The 23,675-nt window shown below is 66.3% G+C and carries 23 protein-coding genes; 9 read left to right on the top strand and 14 right to left on the bottom strand.

Going from position 1 to position 23,675, the window contains the following annotated elements; all coding sequences use genetic code 11:
- Positions 1-18: 18 nt before the first annotated feature.
- Entirely contained in the window at positions 19-654 is a 636-nt protein-coding gene (locus ACFQS7_RS28270) for a potassium channel family protein (RefSeq protein WP_380070499.1), read from the top strand.
- Between the two features lie 206 nt (positions 655-860).
- Here the strand turns inward: ACFQS7_RS28270 and ACFQS7_RS28265 are convergent, their stop codons facing one another.
- The 3 genes from ACFQS7_RS28265 to ACFQS7_RS28255 form a co-directional block, all read right to left on the bottom strand.
- Entirely contained in the window at positions 861-1,979 is a 1,119-nt protein-coding gene (locus ACFQS7_RS28265) for a hemerythrin domain-containing protein (protein ID WP_380070498.1), read from the bottom strand.
- Positions 1,980-2,166: 187 nt separating this feature from the next.
- Positions 2,167-4,662, bottom strand: a complete 2,496-nt coding sequence (locus ACFQS7_RS28260) for a PAS domain S-box protein (RefSeq protein WP_380070497.1) — start codon at positions 4,660-4,662, stop codon at positions 2,167-2,169.
- Complete coding sequence (locus ACFQS7_RS28255) at positions 4,655-5,335, bottom strand: recombinase family protein (protein WP_380070496.1); 681 nt, start codon at positions 5,333-5,335, stop codon at positions 4,655-4,657. Before ACFQS7_RS28255 ends, ACFQS7_RS28260 begins: the two co-directional genes overlap by 8 nt.
- 168 nt (positions 5,336-5,503) lie before the next feature.
- Between ACFQS7_RS28255 and ACFQS7_RS28250 the strand changes: the two genes are divergently transcribed.
- On the top strand, positions 5,504-8,479 hold the full coding sequence (locus tag ACFQS7_RS28250; protein ID WP_380070495.1) for a Tn3 family transposase: 2,976 nt from the start codon (positions 5,504-5,506) through the stop codon (positions 8,477-8,479).
- A gap of 62 nt (positions 8,480-8,541) precedes the next feature.
- Here ACFQS7_RS28250 and ACFQS7_RS28245 read toward each other — a convergent pair whose 3' ends face one another.
- Positions 8,542-9,111, bottom strand: a complete 570-nt coding sequence (locus ACFQS7_RS28245) for a YsnF/AvaK domain-containing protein (protein ID WP_380070494.1) — start codon at positions 9,109-9,111, stop codon at positions 8,542-8,544.
- 334 nt (positions 9,112-9,445) lie between these two features.
- Between ACFQS7_RS28245 and ACFQS7_RS28240 the strand changes: the two genes are divergently transcribed.
- The gene (locus ACFQS7_RS28240) at positions 9,446-9,778 is read left to right on the top strand and encodes a hypothetical protein (protein ID WP_380070493.1); all 333 of its coding nucleotides are present in this window, start codon (positions 9,446-9,448) and stop codon (positions 9,776-9,778) included.
- A 390-nt stretch (positions 9,779-10,168) separates the two neighbouring features.
- Positions 10,169-10,690 (top strand): hypothetical protein, encoded by a 522-nt coding sequence (locus tag ACFQS7_RS28235; protein WP_380070492.1) that lies wholly within the window; start codon positions 10,169-10,171, stop codon positions 10,688-10,690.
- Between the two features lie 113 nt (positions 10,691-10,803).
- On the opposite strand, the gene ACFQS7_RS28230 is transcribed toward ACFQS7_RS28235, so the two are convergent.
- From ACFQS7_RS28230 to ACFQS7_RS28205, 6 genes are all read right to left on the bottom strand, one after another.
- Positions 10,804-11,190, bottom strand: coding sequence for a hypothetical protein (locus ACFQS7_RS28230; RefSeq protein WP_380070491.1), 387 nt, complete (start codon positions 11,188-11,190; stop codon positions 10,804-10,806).
- Positions 11,191-11,215: 25 nt separating this feature from the next.
- Positions 11,216-12,037, bottom strand: coding sequence for a segregation and condensation protein A (locus tag ACFQS7_RS28225; RefSeq protein WP_380070490.1), 822 nt, complete (start codon positions 12,035-12,037; stop codon positions 11,216-11,218).
- Complete coding sequence (locus tag ACFQS7_RS28220) at positions 12,027-12,665, bottom strand: hypothetical protein (RefSeq protein ID WP_380070489.1); 639 nt, start codon at positions 12,663-12,665, stop codon at positions 12,027-12,029. Before ACFQS7_RS28220 ends, ACFQS7_RS28225 begins: the two co-directional genes overlap by 11 nt.
- Positions 12,662-13,660, bottom strand: coding sequence for a tyrosine-type recombinase/integrase (locus tag ACFQS7_RS28215; RefSeq protein WP_380070488.1), 999 nt, complete (start codon positions 13,658-13,660; stop codon positions 12,662-12,664). The genes ACFQS7_RS28220 and ACFQS7_RS28215 overlap by 4 nt, the downstream gene beginning before the upstream one ends.
- Before the next feature lie 195 nt (positions 13,661-13,855).
- Positions 13,856-15,076: a transglycosylase SLT domain-containing protein gene (locus tag ACFQS7_RS28210; protein ID WP_380070487.1), complete on the bottom strand. Its 1,221-nt coding sequence runs from the start codon at positions 15,074-15,076 to the stop codon at positions 13,856-13,858.
- 648 nt (positions 15,077-15,724) lie between these two features.
- On the bottom strand, positions 15,725-16,435 hold the full coding sequence (locus ACFQS7_RS28205) for a Crp/Fnr family transcriptional regulator (RefSeq protein WP_380070486.1): 711 nt from the start codon (positions 16,433-16,435) through the stop codon (positions 15,725-15,727).
- A 479-nt stretch (positions 16,436-16,914) separates the two neighbouring features.
- Between ACFQS7_RS28205 and ACFQS7_RS28200 the strand changes: the two genes are divergently transcribed.
- The gene (locus tag ACFQS7_RS28200; RefSeq protein WP_380070485.1) at positions 16,915-17,631 is read left to right on the top strand and encodes a hypothetical protein; all 717 of its coding nucleotides are present in this window, start codon (positions 16,915-16,917) and stop codon (positions 17,629-17,631) included.
- A 546-nt stretch (positions 17,632-18,177) separates the two neighbouring features.
- Here the strand turns inward: ACFQS7_RS28200 and ACFQS7_RS28195 are convergent.
- Both ACFQS7_RS28195 and ACFQS7_RS28190 read right to left on the bottom strand, forming a co-directional pair.
- A complete protein-coding gene (locus tag ACFQS7_RS28195) occupies positions 18,178-18,324 on the bottom strand; it encodes a hypothetical protein (protein WP_380070484.1) in 147 nt (48 codons plus the stop codon).
- Positions 18,325-18,648: 324 nt separating this feature from the next.
- On the bottom strand, positions 18,649-18,990 hold the full coding sequence (locus ACFQS7_RS28190) for a hypothetical protein (RefSeq protein WP_380070483.1): 342 nt from the start codon (positions 18,988-18,990) through the stop codon (positions 18,649-18,651).
- A gap of 176 nt (positions 18,991-19,166) precedes the next feature.
- Here ACFQS7_RS28190 and ACFQS7_RS28185 point away from each other — a divergent pair, with 176 nt between their 5' ends.
- A complete protein-coding gene (locus tag ACFQS7_RS28185; protein WP_380070482.1) occupies positions 19,167-19,625 on the top strand; it encodes a MarR family winged helix-turn-helix transcriptional regulator in 459 nt (152 codons plus the stop codon).
- 96 nt (positions 19,626-19,721) lie between these two features.
- Here ACFQS7_RS28185 and ACFQS7_RS28180 read toward each other — a convergent pair whose 3' ends face one another.
- Positions 19,722-20,021 carry a hypothetical protein gene (locus ACFQS7_RS28180; protein ID WP_380070481.1) on the bottom strand — a complete coding sequence of 100 codons (300 nt, stop codon included), beginning with the start codon at positions 20,019-20,021 and terminating at the stop codon, positions 19,722-19,724.
- Between the two features lie 266 nt (positions 20,022-20,287).
- On the opposite strand from ACFQS7_RS28180, the gene ACFQS7_RS28175 reads away from it, so the two are divergent.
- On the top strand, positions 20,288-20,656 hold the full coding sequence (locus ACFQS7_RS28175) for a transposase (RefSeq protein ID WP_380070507.1): 369 nt from the start codon (positions 20,288-20,290) through the stop codon (positions 20,654-20,656).
- Between the two features lie 72 nt (positions 20,657-20,728).
- Here ACFQS7_RS28175 and ACFQS7_RS28170 read toward each other — a convergent pair whose 3' ends face one another.
- Positions 20,729-21,643 (bottom strand): replication protein RepA, encoded by a 915-nt coding sequence (locus ACFQS7_RS28170; protein ID WP_380070480.1) that lies wholly within the window; start codon positions 21,641-21,643, stop codon positions 20,729-20,731.
- Between the two features lie 573 nt (positions 21,644-22,216).
- Here ACFQS7_RS28170 and ACFQS7_RS28165 point away from each other — a divergent pair.
- Both ACFQS7_RS28165 and ACFQS7_RS28160 read left to right on the top strand, forming a co-directional pair.
- Entirely contained in the window at positions 22,217-22,906 is a 690-nt protein-coding gene (locus tag ACFQS7_RS28165; protein ID WP_380070479.1) for a division plane positioning ATPase MipZ, read from the top strand.
- The gene (locus tag ACFQS7_RS28160) at positions 22,906-23,241 is read left to right on the top strand and encodes a hypothetical protein (RefSeq protein ID WP_380070478.1); all 336 of its coding nucleotides are present in this window, start codon (positions 22,906-22,908) and stop codon (positions 23,239-23,241) included. The genes ACFQS7_RS28165 and ACFQS7_RS28160 overlap by 1 nt, the downstream gene beginning before the upstream one ends.
- The last annotated feature ends 434 nt before the right edge of the window (positions 23,242-23,675 follow it).

The following is a 23,675-nucleotide window of genomic DNA, read 5'->3' as shown; positions in this document are numbered from 1 at the left end:
CCCCGCAGCGATAGCGTCGTGGTAATCGGGCTCGGCCGGTTCGGTGGCGCGGTCGCCGAATCGCTCGCCCGGCTTGGGCACGACGTGCTCGGCATCGACGAGGACGCCGCGCTTGTGCAGTCCTGGGCGGACCGGCTTACCCATGTTGTTCAGGCGGACACGACGAACGGCGACACCCTACGGCGCCTCGGTGTGCACGAGTTCGAGCGGGCCGTTGTGGGCATTGGCACCGACATCGAGGCGAGCGTGCTGACCGTGCTCGCGCTCAGCGAGCTCGGCGTGAAGGATATCTGGGCGAAGGCGCTTGGTGAGAAGCACGGGCGCATCCTGGAGCGCACCGGCGCCCATCACGTGGTCTATCCCGAGGCCGCAATGGGCGAGCGCGTCGCCCATCTGGTGACTGGCAAGATGATCGACTTCATCGAGTTCGACGATGGCTTTGCCATCGTCAAGACGATGGCGCCGCGCGAGGCGGAGGGCAGGACGCTTGCTCAGTGCGCCCTGCGCAGCAAGTACGGCGTCACCGTCGTCGGGGTGAAGCGGCCGAGGGCCGACTTCACCTACGCGAAGCCCGAGACGACGATCCAGCAAGGCGACATTCTCATCGTGTCAGGGCCCACGAAGCTCGTGGAGGCGTTCGCCGCGATCACTTGACCCGCGGGCAACCGCGATTGGGGCACACCTCACCTAACACGCGGGAAGCGCGGGATCATGCTCTTGCTCACGAGCACCAGAAAGCTGACCAGTGTGAAGGCCGCATTGATATCTCGCGAGTCCGACCCGGTTCCTCCGCCTGTTCGGATCTCGTCCAAGACGGCGGTTCAGTGACCTTCTCGGGTTTGGTTACCCGAGGTTATGCGCTACCGGACGTTTCGATGATCGTCAGGGTCGGCCGCAAAGCGACTTGCGAAGGGCCGAAGACCCTCTTGCGTCATCTGCAGGGTGATCTGCAGGACGCGTGCGCTGTGGTCCATCCAGCTCTGCATCGCAGTGACGGCGAGCTGCCGCTGCTGCTCGGCAGTCTGTTGCAGGAGCTCCTGAGACATCTGTGTCCCGGCTTGTGTCGCCTGGCCCAGCCACTCCAGCCACGCCGAGCGGATCTCCGTCATGGAGCTGATCGCCATGCTAGGCAGGGAAGCGACCATCTTGGCGTCCGGCGCCATCGTCCGCGCTGCATCAGTGTAGGCGTTGGCGGCACCACGGAGCTCCGCTCCAACACGCTGTGCACCGACCGTAGCGCTCTCGGCAACCCGGAGGACACTCGCCTGGGCTGTAGCAGCTGTCCGCGTGACCGTCTCGGTGGCCTCATAGACGCGGCGCCTTGTTTCAGCCTGCGCCCGCTTGGCATTCATTTCTTGCTCTGCCTGGAGTTCGGCCTTCTCGCGCTCCTGCCGTGCCTTCGCCCTCTTCTGTTCCAGCTCTTCCTGGTGAGCTCGTTCGGCCGCGGCTTTCTGCGCCTGCTCAGCGGTTTCCTGCTGCTCGGCCTTCTCGCGTTCCTCCCGCACCTTTGCCCGTCGCTCTTCTGCCTCGTCTTGCTTGGCCTGCTCGGCCTCGGCGACGCTGGCTTCCATCTTCTCGGCGACGTCCTGCACCTGCTCCTCGCTCAGTGCGCGCTGCACCGCCGGCAGGAGTTCCCGCTTATCGTCGCGGGCATGCTGGCGGAAGGTCTTCTGCAGCTCCTTGAGCCGCTCGGGGAAGGTTTCCTCGTTTTTCGGCAGCACTTCGAGCTCAGCAAGTTTTGCCCGCAGCTCCTTATTGTCCTTGATCGCGTCGGCGACGAGCCCCTTCGTCTCGGCGTTCCGCTTCAAGATCGGGAACAGGTGCTGTTCTTCGAGACTGGTATGGAGTTCCAGCTCGGACTTCAGCTCCGTGAAGAGCTTTTCCCTGGTCTTCACCGCACCGTCCGAGGTTTCGGCGAGCCTGGCGAACAGCTCATTCGCCTTGGCCGGACCGGCCTGCATCAGGGTTCGGAAACTCATGGCATCCTCCTTTGCCCGCCGCGCCGCGGCGAGTTTTGTTGTTGGGGAGCGAGTACGCCTGGCTCCGTCGAGAGCCACGCCGCATCCCAAGGGCGTAGATTGAAACGAGGAAAATAGGACGGCGTGGCAAAGGAGGTGGCGGAGAGACCGTAATGGGGTCACCGCACGACCCGTGCAAAACCGCACGCTAAGCTCCCCGATGTCGATCGGCACTGGTTCGCCGATCTGCTTCGAGGGCCATCCGGACCCGCCGCGCAAGGACGTCGAGCTCAAACGGCTTGTCGATCATGTCGATCCCCAGCGGCAGCGACGTCCCCGCGTAGCCGCTGATAAACAGCACCGGCAGCCCTGGGACCCTCTCGCGTGCCGCATTGGCCAACTGCCGCCCGTTCATGCCGTTCGGCAACCCGACGTCGGTGACCAGCAGGTCCGGACGGGTGGTGTCCAGAATGAGTAGCGCCTCCGGTCCATCGCGCGCCTCCAGCACCGCGTGGCCCAGTTCGCGCAGCCGGTCGGCCGCCGGCTGTCGTGCCGCGTCCTCGTCGTCGACCAGGAGCACCGTCCCAACCTCGCCCACCCCTTCCCGCTCAGGCGCCACCGTCTCCGGTCGTCTGGCCGCATCGGCGCGCGCGTGCAGCGGCAAGAGGAGGCGCACCGTCGTGCCCCGCCCTGGCGCGCTCTCGACCCGTACCAGCCCGCCGGACTGCTGCGCGAAGCTCCAGACCTGGCTCAGACCCAACCCGGTGCCCTGGCCCTGTGGCTTGGTGGTGAAGAACGGCTCGAACACCCGCTCGAGCACCTCCGGCGGCATGCCCGTCCCGGAATCCACGACCGAGAGCGCCACGTAAAGGCCCGGTTCGGCCGTGTCTTCCGGGATGTCCGCAGCCGAGAGGCGCAGGTCCTCCGTGCCAATCGTCAGCCGTCCGCCCTCCGGCATGGCATCGCGCGCGTTGATGCAGAGGTTCAGCAATGCGCTCTCCATCTCGTTCGGATCGCACATCACGCTGCCGGCGCCGTCGCGCAGCCGCAGATCCACCGTGATTCCCGGCCCCACCGTGCGGCGGATCAGGTCCGCCAGGCCGGAGACCAGCCCGTCCGTGTCGACCGGCTTCGGCTCCAATGGCCGCCGCCGCGCGAAGGCAAGCAGCCGCCGCGTCAGCCCCGCCGCCCGCTCCGCCGCGTCCCGCACGGCGTCGAGGTAGCGCAGTGCCTCGCCGGTCTGACCCTCGGCGACCCGGCGTCGGGCCATGCCGAGGCCGCCCGTGACACCCTGGAGCATGTTGTTGAAGTCGTGCGCGATGCCGCCCGTGAGCTGGCCCACCGCCTCCATCTTCTGCGCCTGCCGCAGCGTCTCCTCGGCCGCCATCAGCTCCGCCGTCCGTTCGGCGACGCGGCGCTCCAGTTCCTCGGCCGCCAACCGCGCCTCGGTGATGTCGACGTTGCAGCCGGTGTAGCCCAGGAACCTGCCTGCATCGTCCATGCGGGGAACGCCCTCGCAGCGCAGCCAGACCACCCGGCCCTCCCGGTCGCGCATCCGGGTTTCCGCCTTGAAGGGCGCCCGCGCGTGGAACGCCGCGAGGAAAGCGGCGTCGTGCCCGTCGAGATCCTCGGGCAGGATGATTTGCTCCCACCCGCGGCCCAGAATTTCCGATGCCGGCCGGCCGAACACATGGTCGTAGTGCATGTTGGCGAAGGTGATCGCCCCGTCCGCGTCGGTCATCCAGATCAGTGCCGGTGCACTGTCGGCCATATGGCGGAACCGCGCCTCGCTTTCGCGCAGCGCCTCCTCGGTCCGGCGGCGCTCGGTGACGTCCTGGCCGATCTTGAGGAAGCCGCGCAGCTCGCCCCGCTCGCCGCGCAGCGCGGTGACGCTGCCGTCGATGAACACCTGGCTGCCATCCTTGCGGAGATGCCAACGCCGATTCGGCGCGACGCCTTCACGGCGTGCCGTCTCGGCCTCGTCCACATCCACTCTGCCTGTCCGGTCCTCCGGGGTAAAAATGAGACTGCTGGGCTGCCCGATCGCCTCCTCCGCGGTCCAGCCGAAGACGGCCTCCGCCCCGGGCGTCCAGTCGGTAATGCGGTCCTCCGCGTCGGTGACGAGGATCGCGTAGTCGCGCGCGTTCTCGACGATAAGGCGGAACCGTTCCTCCGTCGTCTGCAGCCGAGTGACCTTGTGCAGACGGTCGATGACAGGGCCGAGGATCGCAGCGTAGGTGCGCAGGAACTCCGTATCCTCCTCGCTGAAGTCGCGCGGCTCGCGGCTGTCCACCTGCAGCAGGCCGTAGGGACGCCCACCCGGCAGGAAGATCGGCACATTCGCCAGCGCGACCACGCCGGCGTCCTTCAGGAACGGCGGTACCTCGAACCGCTCCTCATGGCGGATGTCGCGGGTGATGACGGGCTTGCCGGCCCTGATCGAGTAGGTTTCGGAAGAATGGTCGCGCATTTCCAGGCGCAGCTTCCCGACGATGCCGGGATCCCAGCCGATGCCGGCTCGCATGATGAGCGACCGGCCGCCGGGCTCGATCTCTAGGACCTTGGCGTGCCTCGTCCCAAGCGCCTCGCTCACCAGGCGACAAGCCTCGGTCAGAACTTCTTCGAGGCTCTCGCTCCGCAGCGCGAGCTCGCCAAAATTGGCGAGCACCCGCTGCCGCAGAACCATTTGCTCGCGATCAGACATGCCGGTCACCGGTATCCGGCCTTGGTGCGCCGGCCGGCAATCCTTGTTCCCGGCCCGCGTGCCGGTGGCGGAGCAGCTTCTCGCCGTCGGGCCGGAGCCGGCCCTGGGGATCGACGTGGCGATAGAGCGTCTGCCGGGTGATGCCCAGCTCGGCGCACAGCGCCCCCACTCCGGTCTCCCGCTGGCCCATGGCGGTCTGGGCGAGACGCAGCTTGGCCGGCGTCATCTTGTACGGTCGCCCTCCGTGACGGCCTCGCGCGCGCGCCGAGGCAAGGCCGGCCTTCGTCCGCTCGACGATCAGCTCGCGCTCGAACTCGGCCAGCGCCGCGAAGACGCCGAACATCAGCCGGCCGTTCGGGGTGGTGGTGTCGATGGTCGCCCCCTCGCCGGCGAGGACGCGGAGCCCCACGCCGCGCCCGGTCAGCCCATGCGCCAGGTTGATGAGGTGACGGAGGTCGCGCCCGAGCCGGTCGAGCTTCCAGGCGACCAGGGTGTCGCCGGAGCGCAGGCTCTTCAGGCACGCCTCCAATCCGGGCCGGTCGTCGCGTTTGCCCGAGGCGTGGTCCTCGTACAGCCGTGCCGGGTCCACCCCGGCGGCGAGCAGGGCATCGCGCTGCAGGTCCAACGCCTGGCTGCCATCCGCCTTGCTCACCCGCATATAGCCAATCAGCACGACAGTCCTCCACTCCGCAAACGGCCGAATGCGCAACAACGCCGGACGTCGCTTGCTGGTACCAAGAACCCGTCACACAACACGTCACTAGGTCAGTGCGCTCCCAACCCTCCCGCAGCACGATTGTGTGACACCACGCCTCCGCGGTAGCCTTCCGGAGCCGACGCCATGTCCCGCCGCACCCTGCTGTCCGCCGAAGCACGCTCGCGCCTGTTCGGCATCCCGACCGACCGCGCCGAGATGGCCAGGCATTACGCCCTGGACGAGGAAGACCTCGCCCTCATCCACGCCCGGCGCCGCGCCGCCAACCGCCTTGGCTTCGCCGTTCAGCTCTGCCTGCTGCGCCACCCCGGTGCGGCGCTCGGGCCAGGCGCGCACCCGCCCGCACCGATGCTCGCCTTCGTCGCGGAGCAGCTCGGTGTGCCGCCCGTCGCCTTCGCCGACTACGCCGAGCGCGACCAGACCCGCAGGGAGCACGGCGCCGAGCTGCAGGTCGCGCTGCGCTTGCGGAGCTTCCGCCTGGCCGACTGGCGCGGCTGCCTCCGGGTCGGCGCCGAGGCGGCCTGGGCCACCGACCGCGGCGAAGCGATCGTCGCGGCGATGCTGGTCCACCTGCGCCGGGAGGGCGTTGTCGTACCGGGTGCGGCGGTTCTGGAGCGGATCGGCCTCGCCGCGCGGGCGCGCGCCCGGCGCCTCGCCCTCGCTCGGCTCACCCAGGGCATCGGCAACGCTGAGCGGGCCGCCCTCGACGCGGTGCTGAAACCTGACCCGGCGCTGCGCGGCCGGTCCCGCCTCGTCTGGCTGCGCGACGCGCCGCAGGCGCCCGGGCCGACCAACATCCTGGCACTGCTCGACCGACTGGAATGGGTACGCGCCCTCGGTGTCGGCGCCGGGCGGACGGGGCGCATCCACCCGGCGCGGCTGGCCCGGCTGGTGGAAGAGGGCGGCATCATCACGGCGCAGCACCTCGCCGACCTGGAGCCGACGCGCCGGGCGGCGCTGCTGGTCGCGGGCGTGGCCGAGCTGCGCACGCGCCTCGCCGATGCCACCCTCGCCATGTTCGGCAAGTACACAGGCCTGCTGTTCACCAAGGCCCGCAACCGTGACGACCGGCGCTTCGAGGCTACCAGACGCGATGTCTCCCGCACGCTCCTCCTGTTCCGCCGCACCATCGCGGCGCTGCAGCAGGCCCGCGAGGTCGGCGAGGAGGGTGTGGCCGCGGTCGAGCGGGAGGTCGGCATGGCCCGGCTCGCCGACGCGCTGCCGGTGATCGACGCGGCGGCCGGCGTCGCGGAGCCGGAGATCCTCGTCACCGTCGCCGAGCGCTACGCGGTTCTGCGGCGCTTCGTGCCACGCTTCCTCGCAGCCTTCGAGTTCCGGTCAAGCATCCCGCAGGACCCGCTGCTCGCCGCTATCGAGATCATCAAGGTCCTGGACCGTGACGGTACCCGCGCGCTGCCGCCTAGGCCGCCGTCGACGTTCCTGCCGCCGCGGTGGCGGAAGCTGATCTTCGCGGGGGAGACGCCGGACCGACGGCTCTACGAAACGGCGGTGCTGGCGATCCTCCGCGACCGCCTCCGCGGCGCCGATATTTGGGTCGCCGGCACCCGCAATCACCAGGCCTTCGAGGGCTACCTGCTGCCAGCGGCGGCCGCCGCCGTTACGTCCGCCATCGACGGGGAGGCCGATCCCGAGCGCTACGTCGCCGCCCGGTCTGCCCTGCTGCATGAGCGCCTGACCGAGGTTGCAGACCTCGCCGCCCGCGGTGCGCTCGACGGTGTCGAGATCGAGGAGGGCGGACTCACCATCGCTAGAGCCAAGCCCGCTGTCCCGGACGAGGCCCGCCTCTGGGCTGATCGCCTCTACGGCATGCTGCCCCGCGTGCGGGTGACCGAGGTGATGGCCGACGTCGAGCGTACGACCGGCTTCGCCGCCTGCTTCACCCACTTTCGCACCGGCAGGCCGGCCGCCGACTTGCCCGCCTTGCTCGCCGCGGTGCTGGCGGACGGCACCAACCTTGGCCTCTCGCGCATGGCCGACGCGACCCGTGGCCTGACCTACCACCACCTCGTCAACTTGGCGCAGTGGCACATCAACGAGGACAACTACGCCGCCGCGCGTGCCGTCGTTGTCGAGGCGCAGCACCAGCACCCAATTGCAGCGGTCTGGGGCGACGGCACCGACGCCTCCTCGGACGGCCAGTATTTCCGCGCCGGTGGCCGCGCCGGCCCGGGCGGAGATGTCAATGCCAAGTATGGCATCGACCCGGGTGTGGTGCTCTACACCCACCACTCCGGCCGCTACGCGCCAATGTTCAGCCGCGTCATCGCAGCGACCGCCGGCGAGGCCCCCTACGTCCTCGACGGGCTGCACCCGGACGCGCACCGCACAAGTATCCGCATCGCCGAGCACTATACCGACACCGCGGGCGCCACCGATCACGTGTTCGGCCTGTGCCACCTGCTCGGCTACTCCTTCGCGCCGCGCATCCGCGACCTGCGCGAGCGCAAGCTATACGCGGTCGAGAAGCCGGGCCGCTACCCGCTCCTCGAGCCGCTGCTCGGCGATCCGGTCAATACAGCGGCCATCGTACAGGGCTGGGCCGAACTCCTCCGCGTCAAGGCCTCGATCGAGGCCGGCGCCGTGGCTCCCTCGGCCATCCTGCGCCGGCTCGCCGCCGCGGGTGCCGGCAACGCCCTGTCGCGCGCGCTGCGCGCCATCGGCCGCATCGAGAGGACGTTGTTCGTGCTGCGCTGGCTGTCCGACCCGGCACTTCGCCAGCGCAGCCACGCTGGGCTGAACAAGGGAGAAGCCAGCAACGCCCTGCGCCGCGCCGTGTTCTTTCACCGCCAGGGCGAGTTCCGCGACCGCACCTTCGAGAACCAGAGCTTCCGCGCCTCCGGCCTCAGCCTTCTCACTGCGGCCATCATCCACTGGAATACCATGTACCTCGACCTCGCCGTGAAGCGGCTGCGCGCCGCCATGGTCACGGTGCCCGATGAGATGCTGGCCCACGTCGCGCCACTCGGATGGGAGCACATCTCGCTCACCGGCGACTACGATTGGTCGGCCGCCTTGCCGCCGCCCGGCGGCCTCCGGCCACTCCGCGATGTTCGCGCCCCGTTCATCACCCTGGCCGCTTAGCGTGCAGTTTTGCGCAATTCGTGCAGTGACCCCTAATCGGCCGCTCCGCCGCCTTTCTTGCTTCAGGCCTTCACGTGGCGCACAAGCGCCTTGCTGGTGGGCTGCTCGACCTGCACATCGTCCCGCCGCACGGTGTCTCGCACCGTCTCAGTCCGCTCGGTGACTTCCTTGCGGAGGACAACCTCTTCCAGCAGGTGCACGCTCTTCCAGGTATCGACGACTTCAAAGGTGTTGTTCATCTCGACCGCCTTCTCCGTCAGGACGTCTTGGCCCTGGCTGGCGGCTGTCGGCTTGCGACGCTCGACGATCACCTTTTCCTCGCGGAGGGACACCTGCTTCTCCACAGGGGTCTCGACAACAACGCGGCGGAGACGGACCGTGTTGCCCTGCACCGTACGGGCTCCAACATTCAGGACCTCTTCGCCCACCGACATCACTTCCACCGCATTGGTGGACTGCTGCGAGGCAGTGCCAGTGGACTGCTTCTGCGACGGGGCACCGTACACAGTCAAAGCCTGCTGTGAGGCCTTCTGCATCGAGAACAGCATATCGAAAAAGGGATTGCCAGTGCGAACCGGCGCATCCGACCGCGTGCCAGCACTCAGCTTCGTAACATTCGTTGCATGCGACATGAGTAATCCTAAGCTTTATTTTTAGATTAACTGCGAACTTTAAAAACAGAGCCGCCCGAGTAAAGGCGCACAAAGGCGGCAACCGGAACATATTCTGCTTCGTATAGAAAAATTATTATGCTGCATCGCAGCATATTCGGCTAGGTTGAACTCAACGTGGCGTCAACACTGTCGCGTTATTTCAGTTGGGCTATTAATGCCGGCCGAACACCCTGCGCCACCAGGGCGGCCCAGGGTCATCCTCGACCCACGCATAGCCTCGCTCCTCTCGTCCCCACCGGCGAGGTGTCGGTTCAGATGATGTTGGAATTCTGCCGACGGCAGGTGTCTGGATATGCGGCAGGGTTCGGTCCTGCTCTACACGGTGCAGGACCGTCTGGTGTTCTTCGGTGGAGCCATCCGGCTCAATTGCTGCTTCGATTGTCGCCGCCGTGGCTCGTGTAACGTCGACCGCTTCGCGGATTGCGGCGAGCAACTCCTGTCGCAACTGTTCGACGCTCTCGCGTGCAGCAGTCTCGATGACTTCCGCTCGCCCGAGCGCATCTCTCGCCTTCTGCTCTGCGACGGCAGCGCGAGTTTCAGCATCCTGACGCGCTTCACGCTCCAGTTCGATACGCTTTTCTGCGTCGTCGGCGCGGTGCTCGGCTTGCTCTGTGCGACGACGTAAGTCGCTAGCAAGTCGTTCCAGAGCCCCGAGCACAGATTCGACCGCGGGAGCGTTTGGGCCCTGATTTGGGGTAGACATATATGATCCTGCATAGACCTTGGTTGTGGGCAGTGCCCTGTTTGTCTGGCCGCAGTTGTTCGAGACGGCTGCGACCTCAAGCAGGCTAAGCGGTATCCTTGAGCAGAAGTTCGTATTGGATTTGAGCACAGTGGTCCGCAAATGGGGCTGCGGCGCTGTTCCTACCCTGCGACAGTCCCGCCGTGCTGTGAGCGAGGCCGACCGGGTGATTGCAACGGGGGTCACGGCGAGCATTGGCCTGACGCGCCCATGCGGTGTGGCAGGTCGGTCGCCCTACGGGGCGAAGAACAACTGCTCGCCCACGTATTTGGCATGGCCATCGGTGCTGAAACAGCAATGGCAACCGCCAAACTCACATTGCTGGAGCTGATCCGGGCACCTGCACAGCTTGAGCGCCCCTTGGCCACCGCGCCGGTCCGACCTAATCACGGCCTATTCCGAAAGGCTCCAATGCGCCTGTGGCTCCTGCCTTTGCTGCTCGCCGCCTGTGCTTCCCCCGCGCCGCTCGAGTCCCCAGTACCGCGCAGTGCACCGGAGGCGGCAGTCTGCCGTGGCGAAGACGGGCAGGTGTTGCGGCAGGATCCCCGTATCGGCGCCCAGACCGGCATGCCGACGCCACGTTCCATCTACACCCGTCGTGCGGCCACCTTCCGTGCCGGACCAAAAAGTGACGAGGCGGAGCTGTTCACGCTGGAGAAGCCGTTGCCGGTCGTAATCCTTCGAGAGTGCGGCTTTTACCGACTGGCGCGCGCGCCGGACGGGCGGACGGGCTGGTTGCGAGGCAGTGCCCTGACAACACACCCGCCCGCACAGGCGCGCCGCGCCGCGCCCTAGATTTGGACGACCCAACGCTGTTTGCCACACGGCGTCGGCTCCGTGCCGAGTGCCGCAAAGCCGCGGCCAACGGCGACTGTGGCGCGTTTCACCTGGCCCGCGGGGGGCGCCATTCACGGACCACCGGAGATTTTTGCAAACCATTCGGCGTAAGGTGTCGTGCGAGCAAGGTGCCGGTTGAAATCAGGCGTGCCGTCATCCCACCAGACCGGCCCGCGCTCACCTAGGGCAACCTTCGCTGCCTCCACTTGCAAGCGCGCTGCCTCACGAGCGGCATTGTCGCCAGCGCGCATGGCTTGCTGTTTCGCGCGTCGAGCCGCCATCAGCGCCGTCACCAGTTCAGCGCGTCGTTCATCGCTCAGGCTTGGGTTTGAGCAGCGCCAAAGCCGTCCGCGCACGACGAAATATCGACCATCTGGAGTCACCGGATATGTCATGGGCGGAGCAGCGCCGCCGGGCTCTCGTCGATGAGCCAGTCGCTGCGGCAGGATCTTCGGCAAAGTGCAAGGGTGCCGCGCGGCGCACTCATTGCGTGCCCCCGGAGCCGGGCGCAGCTGACGCGCCTGGGCTCACCCGGATCGCCTCGAAGGCCTGATCCTGTTCGAGCCTGGCCACACCTTCGCGGCTAAGCTCAAGCCCGGCGAGCAGGGTGCTGGCCAGCGCGCTGCGCCGCCACAGCGACGCTTCCTCCGTCACCGGCGTGGGCGGCAACAGGTCATCCAGCGCCACGCCCGCGGACAGACGGGGCAGCAAGGCACGGATCCGCGCCAGCGCCTCCGGCACCCGCCAGAGTGCTGGCAGCCGCGGCCGGTAGACCCGCTGGCGCGCGGGCAGTTCCAGCATGGTCAGGCAGGCCCGCAGCAGCTCGGTGAGGTCAGCCGCCGGCAGCGAGTCCGCGGCGGGCTCCGGCTCGCCCCGCGCGAAGACCTCCCGCCCGAGCTGCGGCCGCCGCTCCAGCCAGTCAGCCAGGCGCTTGGCCGCGTCGCGGTCGGCCAGGTGCTGCCGCAGCCCTGCGGCCTCGGCCTGCGCCGCCTCGTCCGGGGGATCCGGAAAGAGCAGCCGGGTCCGCAGCAGGGTCAGCCAGGCCGCCATGATGTGCCACTCGGCCAGGCGCGATAGCGGCACCTGCCGCTGCGCGATCGCCGCGTCGACCGCGGCGGCGAACTGCTCGGCCAGGGTGGCGATCGAGAGCTGCGCCAAGTCGACCCGCTGCGCCCGCGCCAGTTCCAGCAACAGGTCGAGCGGGCCCTCCCAGGCGCCAAGCCGCAGCGCCGGCGCCCCGGCGTTGCCAACCGCAGCCGCTGCATCTTCGACGATGGGGTCGGCGCTGTCCGGTTCAGGGATCATCGTAGAGCGGCCGGACCTCGAGCCGCAGCGCCGGCCAGCGGGCGCGCAGCTGCTGGATGGCGCGCCAGGGCGTCCAGTCGGCCGACCAGAAGCCCAACCAGACGAGGGCGGGGTCAGGACGGCGCGGCTGGCCTGGCCCGGGTACCGGCAACTTGACCACGCCGCGCAGCGCCTGGGTGGTGCCCCAGTGCGCCCAGAGCCAAGCCAGGGTCTCCGGCTGCTCCGGCCCGAGCTTCAGCAGCCGGTCGGGGACGGGCAGCAGCCGGTGCAGGTCGAGCGGACAGGCCCGGCTGGCCGCCGCCCGCTCCGCCACCCGGCGCTGGCGCGCCTCAGCGGCGTCGCGCAGCTGGCCGGCGAGAATCCGCGCGCCCTCCAGGCTGAGGCTGCGCCGCTGCGGTGCCGGCGGCACCGCCAGCCGGTGGAACCAGTCCTCCGCCGTCGGACCGAGGTCATGCTGCCAGGGGATCACCCCGGCGCCGGCGGCCGCCGCGCGGAAGGCGGCGACCTCGGCCGGCGCTCCGGTGACCCGCAGGTGGTGGTAGAGCCAGTCCGGATGCGGCAGCGCCAGCACGTCAGGCGCCGGCGCCCCCTCCCCTGCCTCTGCCCGCGCCGTCGTCCCGCGTGTCACAGGTCAAGCAGCTTGGTGGCGCTGTCAGTCACCAGCTTCGCCCGGCGGACATAGCCGCGCATGGTCTTCAGGTCGCGGTGACGGGTGTGATCCATCACCTGCTCGTCGCGCGCCCCGGCCAGGTAAGCTTCGGTCACGAAGCCCGCGCGCAGCCCGTGCGGCGAGAGCCGTTCGCTGCCATGCACCACCAGCTTCGCCGCCTTGGCCCGGCTCAGCAGGATGTCGCGCACCGCGTCGCCGCCGAGCCGGGCGTGCTCGATCGTGCCCCAGCGGTCCACCTTGCGGAACACCGGGCCGAACTGGCAGCGGGAGGCTGTCAGCCAGGCTTCCAGCGCGCGGACCGGGCAGGTCTCCCGCCGCTTGCCGCGGCTGAGGCCGAGCTCGACACCCTTGCCTTCCTGGTCGGTTTTCGAACTGGGCAGCAGGATCCGCAGCCCGGCTTCGGTGAAGCGCAGGTGCTCGCGGTCGATCCCGACCAGCTCGGACCGCCGCAGCGCCCCGGCGAAGCCGACCAACAGCAAGGCGCGGTCGCGCAGCCCGGCGGTGTCGCCGCCGCACGCCGCGACGAGCTTCTTCAGCTCGGTCGAGGTCAGCGCCGCGGCCTGGCGGCGGCGGCTGCCATGCTGGCGGGCGATCCCCTGCAGGGTGGTGCGGATCGCCGGGTCACCGGCCGCCCAGGCCAGGCCACAGAGGCGGTGCTGCTGGCCGATCGCGGCGAGGCGGCGGTCGAGCGCGGCCCGGCTGTACAGCCCGGCGAGTGAGGCGAGGTAGGCGGCGACCGCGGTGGGAAGCGCCGGCAGCGGCGTGCAACCGGCCTCGGCGCACCACCCACAGAAATGCCGCCAGTCGGCGGCGTAGGCGCGCAGCGTGGCCGGCGCGAGGGCGTCGGCGGCATAGGCGCGGGCCGCGGCGACCGCGGCGGCGGCGAAGGCGTTCGCCGGGGCGCCGGCGGCCCCGGCTGCCGGCACGATCGAGCCCTCCGCGTCCTCGACCATGCCCCTGCCCTGCCCCACTGCCGCGTCAGGATTCTGGCGGCTGACCGCGATTGCGGCAAGCCCTGGCTAAGGCGCGGTAAGCGGGACTTATCGCGGGTTAGCCGGGGCTGCAATTAGAGTCTGTCAGGTTTTGACTGAAGTGTACCCCGCGTGCCTCAGGCATGCCGCGCACCAAGCGCTGATACAGCACCTCGGTTATGGTTGGTCTGGCGTGCCAGACGCGGCCGAAGTCTCGTCCCAGCTTTGATACCGGCTTTGTGCTTCAGTTACCTTGACGATATATCGACGTGTTTCGTCATACGGAAGTTGTGTCCGTAGGTGTTCGTAAACTTCACCAGCATCCATCTGGTTGATTACTTGGGCTGCTGCGCGAATGTTGGTGGTCCTGTTGAAGGCACGCGCAAGATTCCCGGCGCCCGTGTTGTAGGCGGCAATCACGCCATAGCCTCGGCTTTGCAAATCCGTAATATCTTTGAGGTGCTGGCTGTGCAACAGCTTCAGATAGCCTGCACCAAGTTTGATGTTGTGCGCCGGATTGTAAAGAAATTCGGGACCAGGGACGTCACGCACACCATGGACGAAGTGATAGGAGTCTCGACCGCCACTGCTCGGCACGATTTGCATGAGACCATAGGCAGGGGCAGGTGACGTTGCCCGCGGATTGAAGGCGCTCTCTGTCTCGATCACAGCGAAGATGAGTGATGATTTGATATCAAAGCGCTTGGCTTCCTGCTGCACCACGTCGGCATAACGGGCGGCGAGCCTGTGTTGGTATCCTGGCTTGAACGGAACACGGTAAGTCAGCATGGTTCGCTGCTTACCGTCGGTGCCGCGAATAGGAGTTTGCGTCAACGCGCTTTTGGACAGCCGCTCAGCAGCGTTCGGGTCAATGACGCCCGCTAACACGGGCTCTGTGTCCAATCCAGATGCCGCCGGGACAGGATCAATAATCACACCGCGCGCTGCCGCCAAACGCTTAGCATAGCGCATTGTCGAATCGTGCTGCGCCATATCAGTTGGTGTATCTTTGACGGCTTGATCAATGATTGTCCGCAGCGGCTCTATGGCTGTTGCGGCATCTGAGCCATTTTCAACTAACGCTTGTGCCTGGAACTCACCAGCCTCAAAATCCATACGGCCGCGGCTAGTCCAATCTTCCGCGTAATACACCCATTGTTTCTGCGTTGGTAACCAGACGTTATCGCCGCCCCATAGCTGCGCGCAGAAGGCCGACAAATGCCGTTCTACATCTTGTTGGATATCACGAAGCGAATCGTCAGTCGCCGACGGCGGCATCCGTTGTGCAATGGTGGTCAGAGGTAGAAATTGCCCACTGACGGCTATATTGGACCCGTTCGAGCCAGAGCTAACATCGAGGCTTCTGGGCGCGCCTGCGCAGTCGCTCAGCGACAGCATTACCGCACCTAGCAATGCGACGTGAGGTTGCCGCCAAGCTTCAGTGAAAGAGCATCTGGAAAACGTCGGCACAATATCTGCTGTCTCCCGTTTTTATCATGAGTTGATAACGCCGTCATTAAATTAAGCTTTTAGTATTACCGATAGACCAAGAAGCTTGTCCGATTAGACACCCAGTAAAATATTTAAGGAATAAAAAGCCGCCATTGGCCTGGATATATTTCTAGCGCATTCGTTCCGTTGAAGTGTATATCACCTCCTGGTTCTGGCAGTACAAAAGCGTTCTTCATCGCCTAACTTCAGGGCAACGCCATGATCCGAAATGCCCCGGGTGAGCCCGCCTTCGGTGCCAGCAGGGGTCTTCCGCCGGTCCGGATTAACACGCACCATACTTCCCACGTGTTAGCGAGCGGCCGCCAGAATCAGGCTATGCCTGACCAGCCTGCAGCACGTGCTCGCCACTACCGCCTCAACCGAATCGGCCCAAGTGGGTCAGAAAGGGGGCGCTGCTCGCACCCCTCCGCGTCATGGCCGGGCTTGGGTGCCTAGGGAGCCCTACAGGCCGTCCAAAGCGTGACGGGGATTAGGCTCGTTTGATGATCCCTACTCGAAACCGCAGAGGCTTGGCGCTGGTCGGCGAGAGACGGGTCAAGCGCCTGGTGGCTGCAACGAAATAGCTCTGCTCTGCTTTGCTCCCTTGTCGACATCGCCACCCATCGCCTTGCGCAGCCCCTCGCGCAGCGCATCCGGCTTCGGCAGCAGGATGCTCTGGCGGGTCACCGCCGCCAGGCCCTCGCGCGCCATGGCGGACAACTCGCGCGACACTGCTTCCCGCCGTGCGCCGATCCGCGCCGCCAGCACGTGCTGCGCCGGCGGCGGGGTGATACGTAACTGCCCGTCGTCGCGTGGTCGGCTCAGCCGCAGCAGTTCCGCAATCAACCGGTGCCGCACCGGCAGGACCGCCAACTCTACGTTGCGCGCATCTAACAGCCGCAGCCGCCCCGTCAGGAGCCGCAGCAGCAGCAGCCCGGCTGAGGGCGTCTTCAGCACCAGGTCGAGGAACGTCGCCCGCGGCAGGCAGCAGAGCACCGAGCTGTGCACCGCGGTGACATTGGCCGAGCGGGCCTGCCCGTCGATCGCCGCCATCTCGCCGAAGATCTCGCCGGCGCCGGCCTCGCCCAGGATCACCTCGTGGCCGCTGGCCGAGTGGATGGCAATCCGCACGGTGCCGGAGATGATGAGGAAGACCTCGTCCGAGGTGTCGTCGTAGTCGATCACCGCCTCGCCGGGCTGCACCCGGCGCCAGCGCGCGAGACGCGACGCCTCGGACAGCGAAATGGCATCCACTTCCCGGAACATTGGAAAGCGGGTGAGCCGTTCATCGTCCGAGCCATGGGTCATAGCGGGAGGCGCTCTTCTTTCGCTGCGTAGGAGACGCCAGGGTCCACGTCGACACAACCCGTGCTGTGCGCCACCGCACACCATACGCCGGCCGCGCTGAGCGTACCCGATCCGTGCCGCTGTCTGTTAGGGCTTTTCCATAATGCCCGGAGGGCGAGGTTATCGCAGGTGAGGCTTGCAGCCCGATTTGACGCCCGAAAAGCTGAGAGCGCGTGTTAGGGCGTCCGAGGCTTCCGATATGGCTCCTCGACCCGAACCAGCCTCCGGGACTATCGGGAATTTCGTGTGTTTCCGGTCATGAGCGACTGTCTCATCCGTCAAGCCATACGGCCTCGAGGTCTCGCCCGACCTGGTCAGCGCGGTGATCCGCGGCGCTTGGACAGAACCGAGCCGCTCACGGCGCGATTGCAGCCCAGCCACGCGTGTGAGAATGCCCAATGAGCAAGGAGGCCGAGTCCGGGCCGACCGCTTCGAAATTCAGCGCTGAGGCGCTCAACAGCGCCGTGCAGACGCTCGCCATCGTGCTGGCCGGGGTGTGGGCCGTCTACACCTTCATCTACGAGGCCAAGATTGCGCCCGGCCTCGCGCCGCCTAGCGTGTCCGTCACGACCAAACTGGAGAGGGTCGGCGAGAAAGACGGCATGCTCGCCATCCGCTCGACGGTCACCAGGACAAACGTCGGCCAAACCGAGGTTCGGGTCCTGGGCCTCACCTACAACGTGGTGGGCGTCAAGGTGCGCTTCGGGAAGGTCCCCTCGGCGGGCGCGATGGCCGAGACGCTCCCGAAGTCGAACACAGTCGTCCAGCTGCGTTACTACAACGAGCCCGAGGGCGGCGAGGTGATCCTGCGCTACGGCGTGCTGTTTGAGGGCGCCACCGCACTGCCGAGCGAGCCGTCCGGCCTGAACCCCGGCGAGGCCGTATCGCGCGACCTGATCTTCTACGCCGACCCGGCCAAGTTCGACTCCATCCAGTTCCTGGTGGAACTGGCGTACGCGAAGATGTCGGAGCCGCCCGTGCCGCTGGCCTTCGAGGTCCGGCCGGACGGCCGGATCGCGGCCGTTTCGGACCCGCCCTGCCAAGCGAAGCCATCGCGGTGCCGGGCCCTGGTCACGACCGACTTCGGCACCGAGTTCTCACTTTGGCAGCCTTGATCCAGTCCTTGTCGCCGCGAGGCACAGGACGCCCACGAACGACCGGGCAGTCTTCTCATAGCGGGTTGTGACAGCGCGCCACTCCGTCCAGCCGTCGGGCTTTGACCTCGGTCATGGGGTCAGCCGCGTGTCAGCTCTCCCGGCCTTCGTTTGGCCACCGGCCGCACCCTGGGCGTTATGGAAAAACCGGCGCCGCCACTCCTCCCGGCGTGCGCAGCGTATTCCGGCGCACAGCCCTCCACAGTCGCCGCGGTGCAGGCTGGCCGGCATTGCAGCCTGCGATTTAATTTAAGCGACGATTCGAGGTCCCTTGTCACGCGCGCGCGGCAGGGGACCCACGCCGCCCCAGGTGATCGCCCCTCGCCGCGCCGTGCATATTTAAGGCTGAAGCACCCCCGGCATTGTCGTCTTGCGGGGCGGGCTAGGTCTCGCTCCTAGCGGCAGTTCTCCGTTCTGCCTCCCCCGCACCCCACCTGCTCAGTCGGGCAGCCCGGCCCGCGTTTCCGGCCGTGGCCCGTCGCTCAGCGCGCGCGTTAGTCGCCGTTATCAGCGAGCCTGCCCCCTGACGTAGGCGGCGCGCAGCGCCTCGGTCTCGATCTGCTCACGGGTGATCCGGCGCTCGCGTTCCAACTCATCCAGCCTGAGCCGGATGGCCAAGTGGTCATCAGCCAGTAGCGGGCGGGTATCCGGCATTGCGGCGGGCACCAGCGAAGGCTCCAGAACAACGTCTATGGAGCCTGGCGGCCGTGGCCTCACGGAAGAATCATTGATGCCTGGGCAGCAGCTTGGTCGCCTCGGCCGCCGGCATGCCGAGGGCGTCGCCGATCGCGGCGGGCATGGTGATGCCGCGGTCCTCCAGCTCCCGTCCGATCAGCATCCACAGGCTGGGGTCCCCCCCCTTCCGCCGCGCGACGGGGCCACCGCCTCGTGCCGGCTGCAGCAGCGCCGCTGTCTCCGGACAAACGAAAGGGCGCCCAGAGGCGCCCTACCATTGTGGCCCATGGTCAGTGGTGCCGATTAGCTGCGCGGCGAACCCATCTGGCCAGCAAGAGCGGGGCTGGCGTTCGGGGCGGCTTCGTAGATCACTCGCCGGTCGGCACCGCCGCCGACAAGGCGAGCCACGAGGCCGCTCGATGCCTGGCTGGTGTTCCTCGGGCCGTAGACCACCTGCTGGTTCTCGCCGCCGCCAATGATGCGGGCGGAACCGCCGCCGACGACGTTCTGGCTGGGCTGGCTGTATTCGATCCGGGGGCCACCATCGCCGCCGCCGCCGACCAGACGGGGGCCACTATCCTGGGCAAAGGCGGCGCCGGCGGTGCCGAGGGCGATGAGGGAGGCGATCAGGGTGGAGCGGAACATGGTTTGGTCTCCTGGTGGGCCGTCCTAGTGGCGGCTTCGATGGAGGTTATGTACCGCTCGATTAGATCGTGCGCGATATACAAGGCTGCATGGCTGTCATGCGGGTATATCATGTGCGATTTAATCGCTTGCGAGTTATATTTGTAACCAGGGAGATCACGCACAGGAGACCGCCCATGACCGACGCCACCCCAAGCACCAACCTCGTCCTCGACGACTTTCTCTGCTTCGCCTTCCACTCCACTGCCCAAGCCATCGGCCGGGCCAACAAGCCCATGCTCGACAAGATCGGCCTGACCTACCCGCAATACCTCGCCATGGTCGTGCTCTGGGCCGAGGACAACCAGACCGTCGGCCGTATCGGCGAGAAGCTCCTGCTGGAATCCAACACCCTCACTCCCCTGCTGAAGCGGCTCGAGGCCGCCGGCTATGTCCGCCGCTCCCGCGACACCGCCGATGAACGGCAGGTCCGCATCAGCCTCACCGACCAGGGCCGCGCCCTGCACGACAAGGCATGCGCCCTCCACCCTGAATGGATCGGCCAGGCCTTCGGCGGCGACAAGGAGGCCGTCCGTGATCTCACGAAGCGTGTCCTGGCCGTGCGGAACAGGCTCGTATCGGCAGATCAGGGGTAAGCTAGCTGCTGCCTCTGGTCGGTTGGTTCGACAGCGGCAGGTAGCAGCAAAGCCGCACCGTGCCGTCAGGGCCGATAGCGTTGGGGTCGGTCCCGGTCATGAGCTCGGCACCTGCACCCCCAGCCGCGCCGCTGCGGCCTGGAGCCGCGCCACGTCGCCCTCCCGCCACTGGCGTCGGGTCAGCAGACTGGTCGCCTCGGCCGCTGGCATGCCGAGGGCCTCGCCGATCGCCGCGGGCGTCGTGATGCTGCGCTCCTCCAGCTTGCGGCCGATCGCCATCCGCAGGCGGATCGTGGTCAGACGGTCGGCCTGGCGGGCGCGGCGGTCGGCGGTGGAGGGCTTCGGCTGGTCAGGCGGCAGGCTCATGCCGGCATAGTGGGCCGTGGCGATGGTCATGGGGAGGGCGGGCCGCCCAGGTCTTCCGGGCTGGACGGCCCCGCCATTGCTGGCGTCCCCGATCGAAGGGGCCGCGCCCTCCGATCATGCCGCCAAACGCCTCCCAAGCTATGGCGGTTTGAACGGGAACGGTGACAATGCGGTACCGGAGCGGCCTCATTCGGAGGTAGCCCGAGATCCGCGCCAAGAGTGCGTGTTAGGTGTTGCAGCCGGCCACTGGCGCCGCCTTCACCGCCACCTATGAGCGTCGGACCACGGCAAACTAGATCGACTTTCTCGGTCGCGTCGAGACCCGGATCAAGCCTGGAGCCGAGAGGGTCTATGCTGTGGTCGACAACCTCAACATCCATGGCGGCATGGATGTGCTGCTGTTCGCCCTGGCCCACCCACGCGAGGAGTTCGTGTTCCAGCCGAAATACGCGGCCTACCTCAACCTCATCGAGCCGTGGTGGAAGGTGCTGCGTTCGCTGGCCCTCAAAGGCCGGCGCTTCGACGCCTGGGCTGAGATCGAGCAGGCCGTTGAGCGTGTCATCGCCTACTGGAACCAGCACAAGCACCCGTTCATCTGGGGCCGCCGCCATCGCACGCCGCGCCGCCTCGGCGTCGCTGCCCCGCCAAATATTACACTCATTTAGCGGATGCACCATTTAGGCATGGATCACCTCCATCCCTCCCCTACCCTGCTCAGGCGGGACAGATTTTGGACATTAAATGAGGACTTTTGCCCCCTTCTCTGGGACGGCCGGACGGGAGTTCATTAGCTTCAGCCCGCCACGGACAACTTCGACATTGGCGTCCGGGTAGACTGCGAGCGCCATCTGCAGGTTTTCGACAAACCGCCGCCGAAACTCTTTGCGGTCGCTATAGGCTCGCCCGAACTGCGGCATCAGGGCGGCCCACGTGATCATGGTTGGGCCTTGCAACGCCCGGAGGCGATAGGCTAGCCAGCAATAAACATCGAGGGCCTGAGAGTTGTTTGAAAGGGCCCGGATCGCTCCCTCCTGAACGGGAACAGGATGGCGCTTGAGTTCCAGGAAGAACCGCTCGGACAGCTGCACGGTCTCAAGCAGGCTTCCGCCTTCCATTGAAAACATGGCTGTATCGATAAGGTTTTGATTGATGAACCCGACCTTATCGCCCTGCGTGATCTGGAAGGTCATGCGGCAGCGGGACAGCCTTAGCGCCTGATCCCTGACATCCCGCATCGACTTCCCACCGATGGGCACACCAAGCTTGCCGAGCCAGATCCTGAGTGATCGTCCCAGCTCGATCTCGCGTGAGTTGGTCCGGATCGCCTCGCTCTGCAGGTAAAGCAAGATCAAACGGGCCCTTGATCCATATGGGACCCCTACCCTCACGACCTGATCGTTGATCTCGACCGAGCCCGGCTCGACCATCAGGCGAACGTAGTCTGTTTTCAGGGTCCAGACTTGGTCGTCTGGAAGTTTCCTGTGCGGCAGAGCTGTTTGGCACCATCCCGAGAACAGGAAGCCGATGCCGCTGGCTTCATCGGCCATGAAATCATAGGCCGCCTCCAACACCTTCCGCTCGACGTCGGTTCCGGTGAAGGCGAGCGCGCCCTGTCGGCCGTGCTGGGTGAGTTGATCGTGGACCTTGCCCATGAGCCAAACCCTATGCTCCGACTTTCGATTCGTCTCCGTGGACTTTTGCCCCCTCGCTACTAGGAAAGCTATTTGAAAGCTCTATTAGTATAGGGCGGCAAAAGCCCACGGGATAATTCTCGTAAGTCATTGAAATCCTGATGGCAGCCAATTCTCAGCTGGGGACAAAAGTCCACACCGAGGGCGACAAAAGCCCATGCCTACGCTGTGGATACCGGAAGCAGAGGGGGCAAGAGTCCACGGTTTCATTCCATGCCCACCAATTGCTCCCAACTCCTATGTATCAGCTAGCAATCTGATAGCACATTAAAGCTGACTGCTATCAGTCAGAGCCCTGGGCGCATGCTGCCAGCAGGCCGCTACGATCGTAGCATGTTGCTTGAATAGCGCACCTGCTACGGCGCTATCAGCTATCAACCTGATAGCATATTGCTTCCGCACCATCCGGCTCGTTATCAAGTCTCCGGGGTTCGCGGGAAATCCAGCCTGCTAGCTGACTGATAGCAGGATGCTTGAACAACGTCTGGCTTAGCTGATAGCTATCAGCATCCAGCCTGCTAGTGGAGACCAGTGATGCCGGTGATCGTCTTTGCGAGCCCAAAAGGGGGCGTGGGGAAATCGACTGCCGCCGTCCTCCTGGGTACCCAGCTTGCTGAGAGCGGCGCATCCGTGACGATGATCGATGCCGATCCGAACAAGCCGGTCGCGCGCTGGGCCAGTCGCCCCGGCAAGCCGGAAAACCTCACGCTTGTCGATAACGTTACCGAACAGACTATCATCAGGGCCATCGACGACGCGGCCCGGAAGACGGCTTTTGTGATCGTGGACTTGGAAGGCACCGCGTCGATGATGGTCGTATATGCGATCAGCCGCGCCGACCTGGTTATCATCCCAACATCGGCATCACTGCTCGATGCCGTCGAAGCCGTCTCAGCTGTTCAGCTGGTGCAGAGGCAGGAGGAGGCGTTCAGGATCAAGATCCCGTCCGCCGTCCTGTTTACCAAGACCTCCGCCGCCATCCGGACCCGGACCCTTGCCAGCATCGAGGCTGAGCTGGCTGCGAATGACGTGCCCATCTTCCAGTCTCGCATCCATGACCGCGAGGCTTTCCGCTCGCTGTTCTCCTTTGGGGGGACGCTATCAAGTCTGGACCCGAAGCAGGTTAGGAACATACCTGCCGCGGTTGATGACGCGCAGGCGTTCGCATCGGAGGTCGTTGAGTTGCTCAAGAGCCAGAGGGCCGCTGTAGCGGTTGTTGCCTGATGTCGGAACGAGCCAGCATTTTCGAGAAGCCGAAGCCCAAGGTCGACGTCAGCGGCTTCGCGCCGCGGGCTGAGCCCGAAGCGCGTCCGCGCCCCGAAGATCTTGAGGAACTGACGCGCGGGTCGAAGTTTCGCAGCAGGGAAGGGGCCGATCCTGAGCCTTCGCGTGTCCAGCAGCGGCGCAGGAGGACAGGCCGGAACGTCCAGTTCAACATCCGGGCCACACAACAGGTCATCGACGAATTCAAGGCGCTGTCGGAAGAGATGGATTGGCCGGACGGTCTGACACTTGAGAAAGCCTTGATCGCGCTCAAGCGAGAAATGCAAAAGGGCTAACTGATAGCATCCAGCTACAAACTACTATCAGTCAGCTATCAACAACGGGATCACCAGCCCCCTGTCTCACTCGGCCGCCTCGCCTCACGCCTTGTCCAGGTCGGCCATGCCCTGCTCGCGGCTTTGCTCCGGGGGAGCGGGCCTGTTCGACCGGCAGTTCCTTCGCGTGCTGGGCGTAGAAGTCGGTTGTCCGATCGACCAGGTCCTTATGCTCAGGCGCCGGTCTATTGTGCGCCGCCATCGGCCTGCTAGTCACCGAGGTGGTCCGGCTGCTAATCCGCCGACAATGGCGCGAGGGCGACGTCGCGTAATTACCCACCCCCCTTGCGCGGGAGTGGGTTGGCTGATTCGATCCTGGCATGCAGCGGGACGCGCTTGAGCGGCTAAGCAAGGCAGAGCTGATCGAGCTGGTGCTGCGGCTGCAGCGGCCGGAG

Source organism: Dankookia sp. GCM10030260 (assembly GCF_042666655.1).
GTDB lineage: Bacteria > Pseudomonadota > Alphaproteobacteria > Acetobacterales > Acetobacteraceae > Paracraurococcus.
The sequence above is the reverse complement of the archived record's forward strand: the minus strand, read 5'-3'. Positions and strand labels throughout refer to the sequence as shown.

Bases quoted from the DNA above. Each gene is read 5' to 3' on its own strand.
- ACFQS7_RS28265 (WP_380070498.1), bottom strand. From the start codon at position 1,979: ATGAGTTTCCGAACCCTGATGCAGGCCGGTCCGGCCAAGGCGAATGAG.
- ACFQS7_RS28185 (WP_380070482.1), top strand. From the start codon at position 19,167: ATGACCGACGCCACCCCAAGCACCAACCTCGTCCTCGACGACTTTCTC.
- ACFQS7_RS28240 (WP_380070493.1), top strand. From the start codon at position 9,446: ATGCGGCAGGGTTCGGTCCTGCTCTACACGGTGCAGGACCGTCTGGTG.
- ACFQS7_RS28195 (WP_380070484.1), bottom strand. From the start codon at position 18,324: ATGCCGGATACCCGCCCGCTACTGGCTGATGACCACTTGGCCATCCGG.
- ACFQS7_RS28225 (WP_380070490.1), bottom strand. From the start codon at position 12,037: ATGATCCCTGAACCGGACAGCGCCGACCCCATCGTCGAAGATGCAGCG.
- ACFQS7_RS28260 (WP_380070497.1), bottom strand. From the start codon at position 4,662: ATGTCTGATCGCGAGCAAATGGTTCTGCGGCAGCGGGTGCTCGCCAAT.
- ACFQS7_RS28245 (WP_380070494.1), bottom strand. From the start codon at position 9,111: ATGTCGCATGCAACGAATGTTACGAAGCTGAGTGCTGGCACGCGGTCG.
- ACFQS7_RS28180 (WP_380070481.1), bottom strand. From the start codon at position 20,021: ATGACCATCGCCACGGCCCACTATGCCGGCATGAGCCTGCCGCCTGAC.
- ACFQS7_RS28170 (WP_380070480.1), bottom strand. From the start codon at position 21,643: ATGGGCAAGGTCCACGATCAACTCACCCAGCACGGCCGACAGGGCGCG.
- ACFQS7_RS28165 (WP_380070479.1), top strand. From the start codon at position 22,217: ATGCCGGTGATCGTCTTTGCGAGCCCAAAAGGGGGCGTGGGGAAATCG.
- ACFQS7_RS28160 (WP_380070478.1), top strand. From the start codon at position 22,906: ATGTCGGAACGAGCCAGCATTTTCGAGAAGCCGAAGCCCAAGGTCGAC.
- ACFQS7_RS28200 (WP_380070485.1), top strand. From the start codon at position 16,915: ATGAGCAAGGAGGCCGAGTCCGGGCCGACCGCTTCGAAATTCAGCGCT.
- ACFQS7_RS28210 (WP_380070487.1), bottom strand. From the start codon at position 15,076: ATGCTGTCGCTGAGCGACTGCGCAGGCGCGCCCAGAAGCCTCGATGTT.
- ACFQS7_RS28235 (WP_380070492.1), top strand. From the start codon at position 10,169: ATGGCCATCGGTGCTGAAACAGCAATGGCAACCGCCAAACTCACATTG.
- ACFQS7_RS28190 (WP_380070483.1), bottom strand. From the start codon at position 18,990: ATGTTCCGCTCCACCCTGATCGCCTCCCTCATCGCCCTCGGCACCGCC.
- ACFQS7_RS28215 (WP_380070488.1), bottom strand. From the start codon at position 13,660: ATGGTCGAGGACGCGGAGGGCTCGATCGTGCCGGCAGCCGGGGCCGCC.
- ACFQS7_RS28250 (WP_380070495.1), top strand. From the start codon at position 5,504: ATGTCCCGCCGCACCCTGCTGTCCGCCGAAGCACGCTCGCGCCTGTTC.
- ACFQS7_RS28205 (WP_380070486.1), bottom strand. From the start codon at position 16,435: ATGTTCCGGGAAGTGGATGCCATTTCGCTGTCCGAGGCGTCGCGTCTC.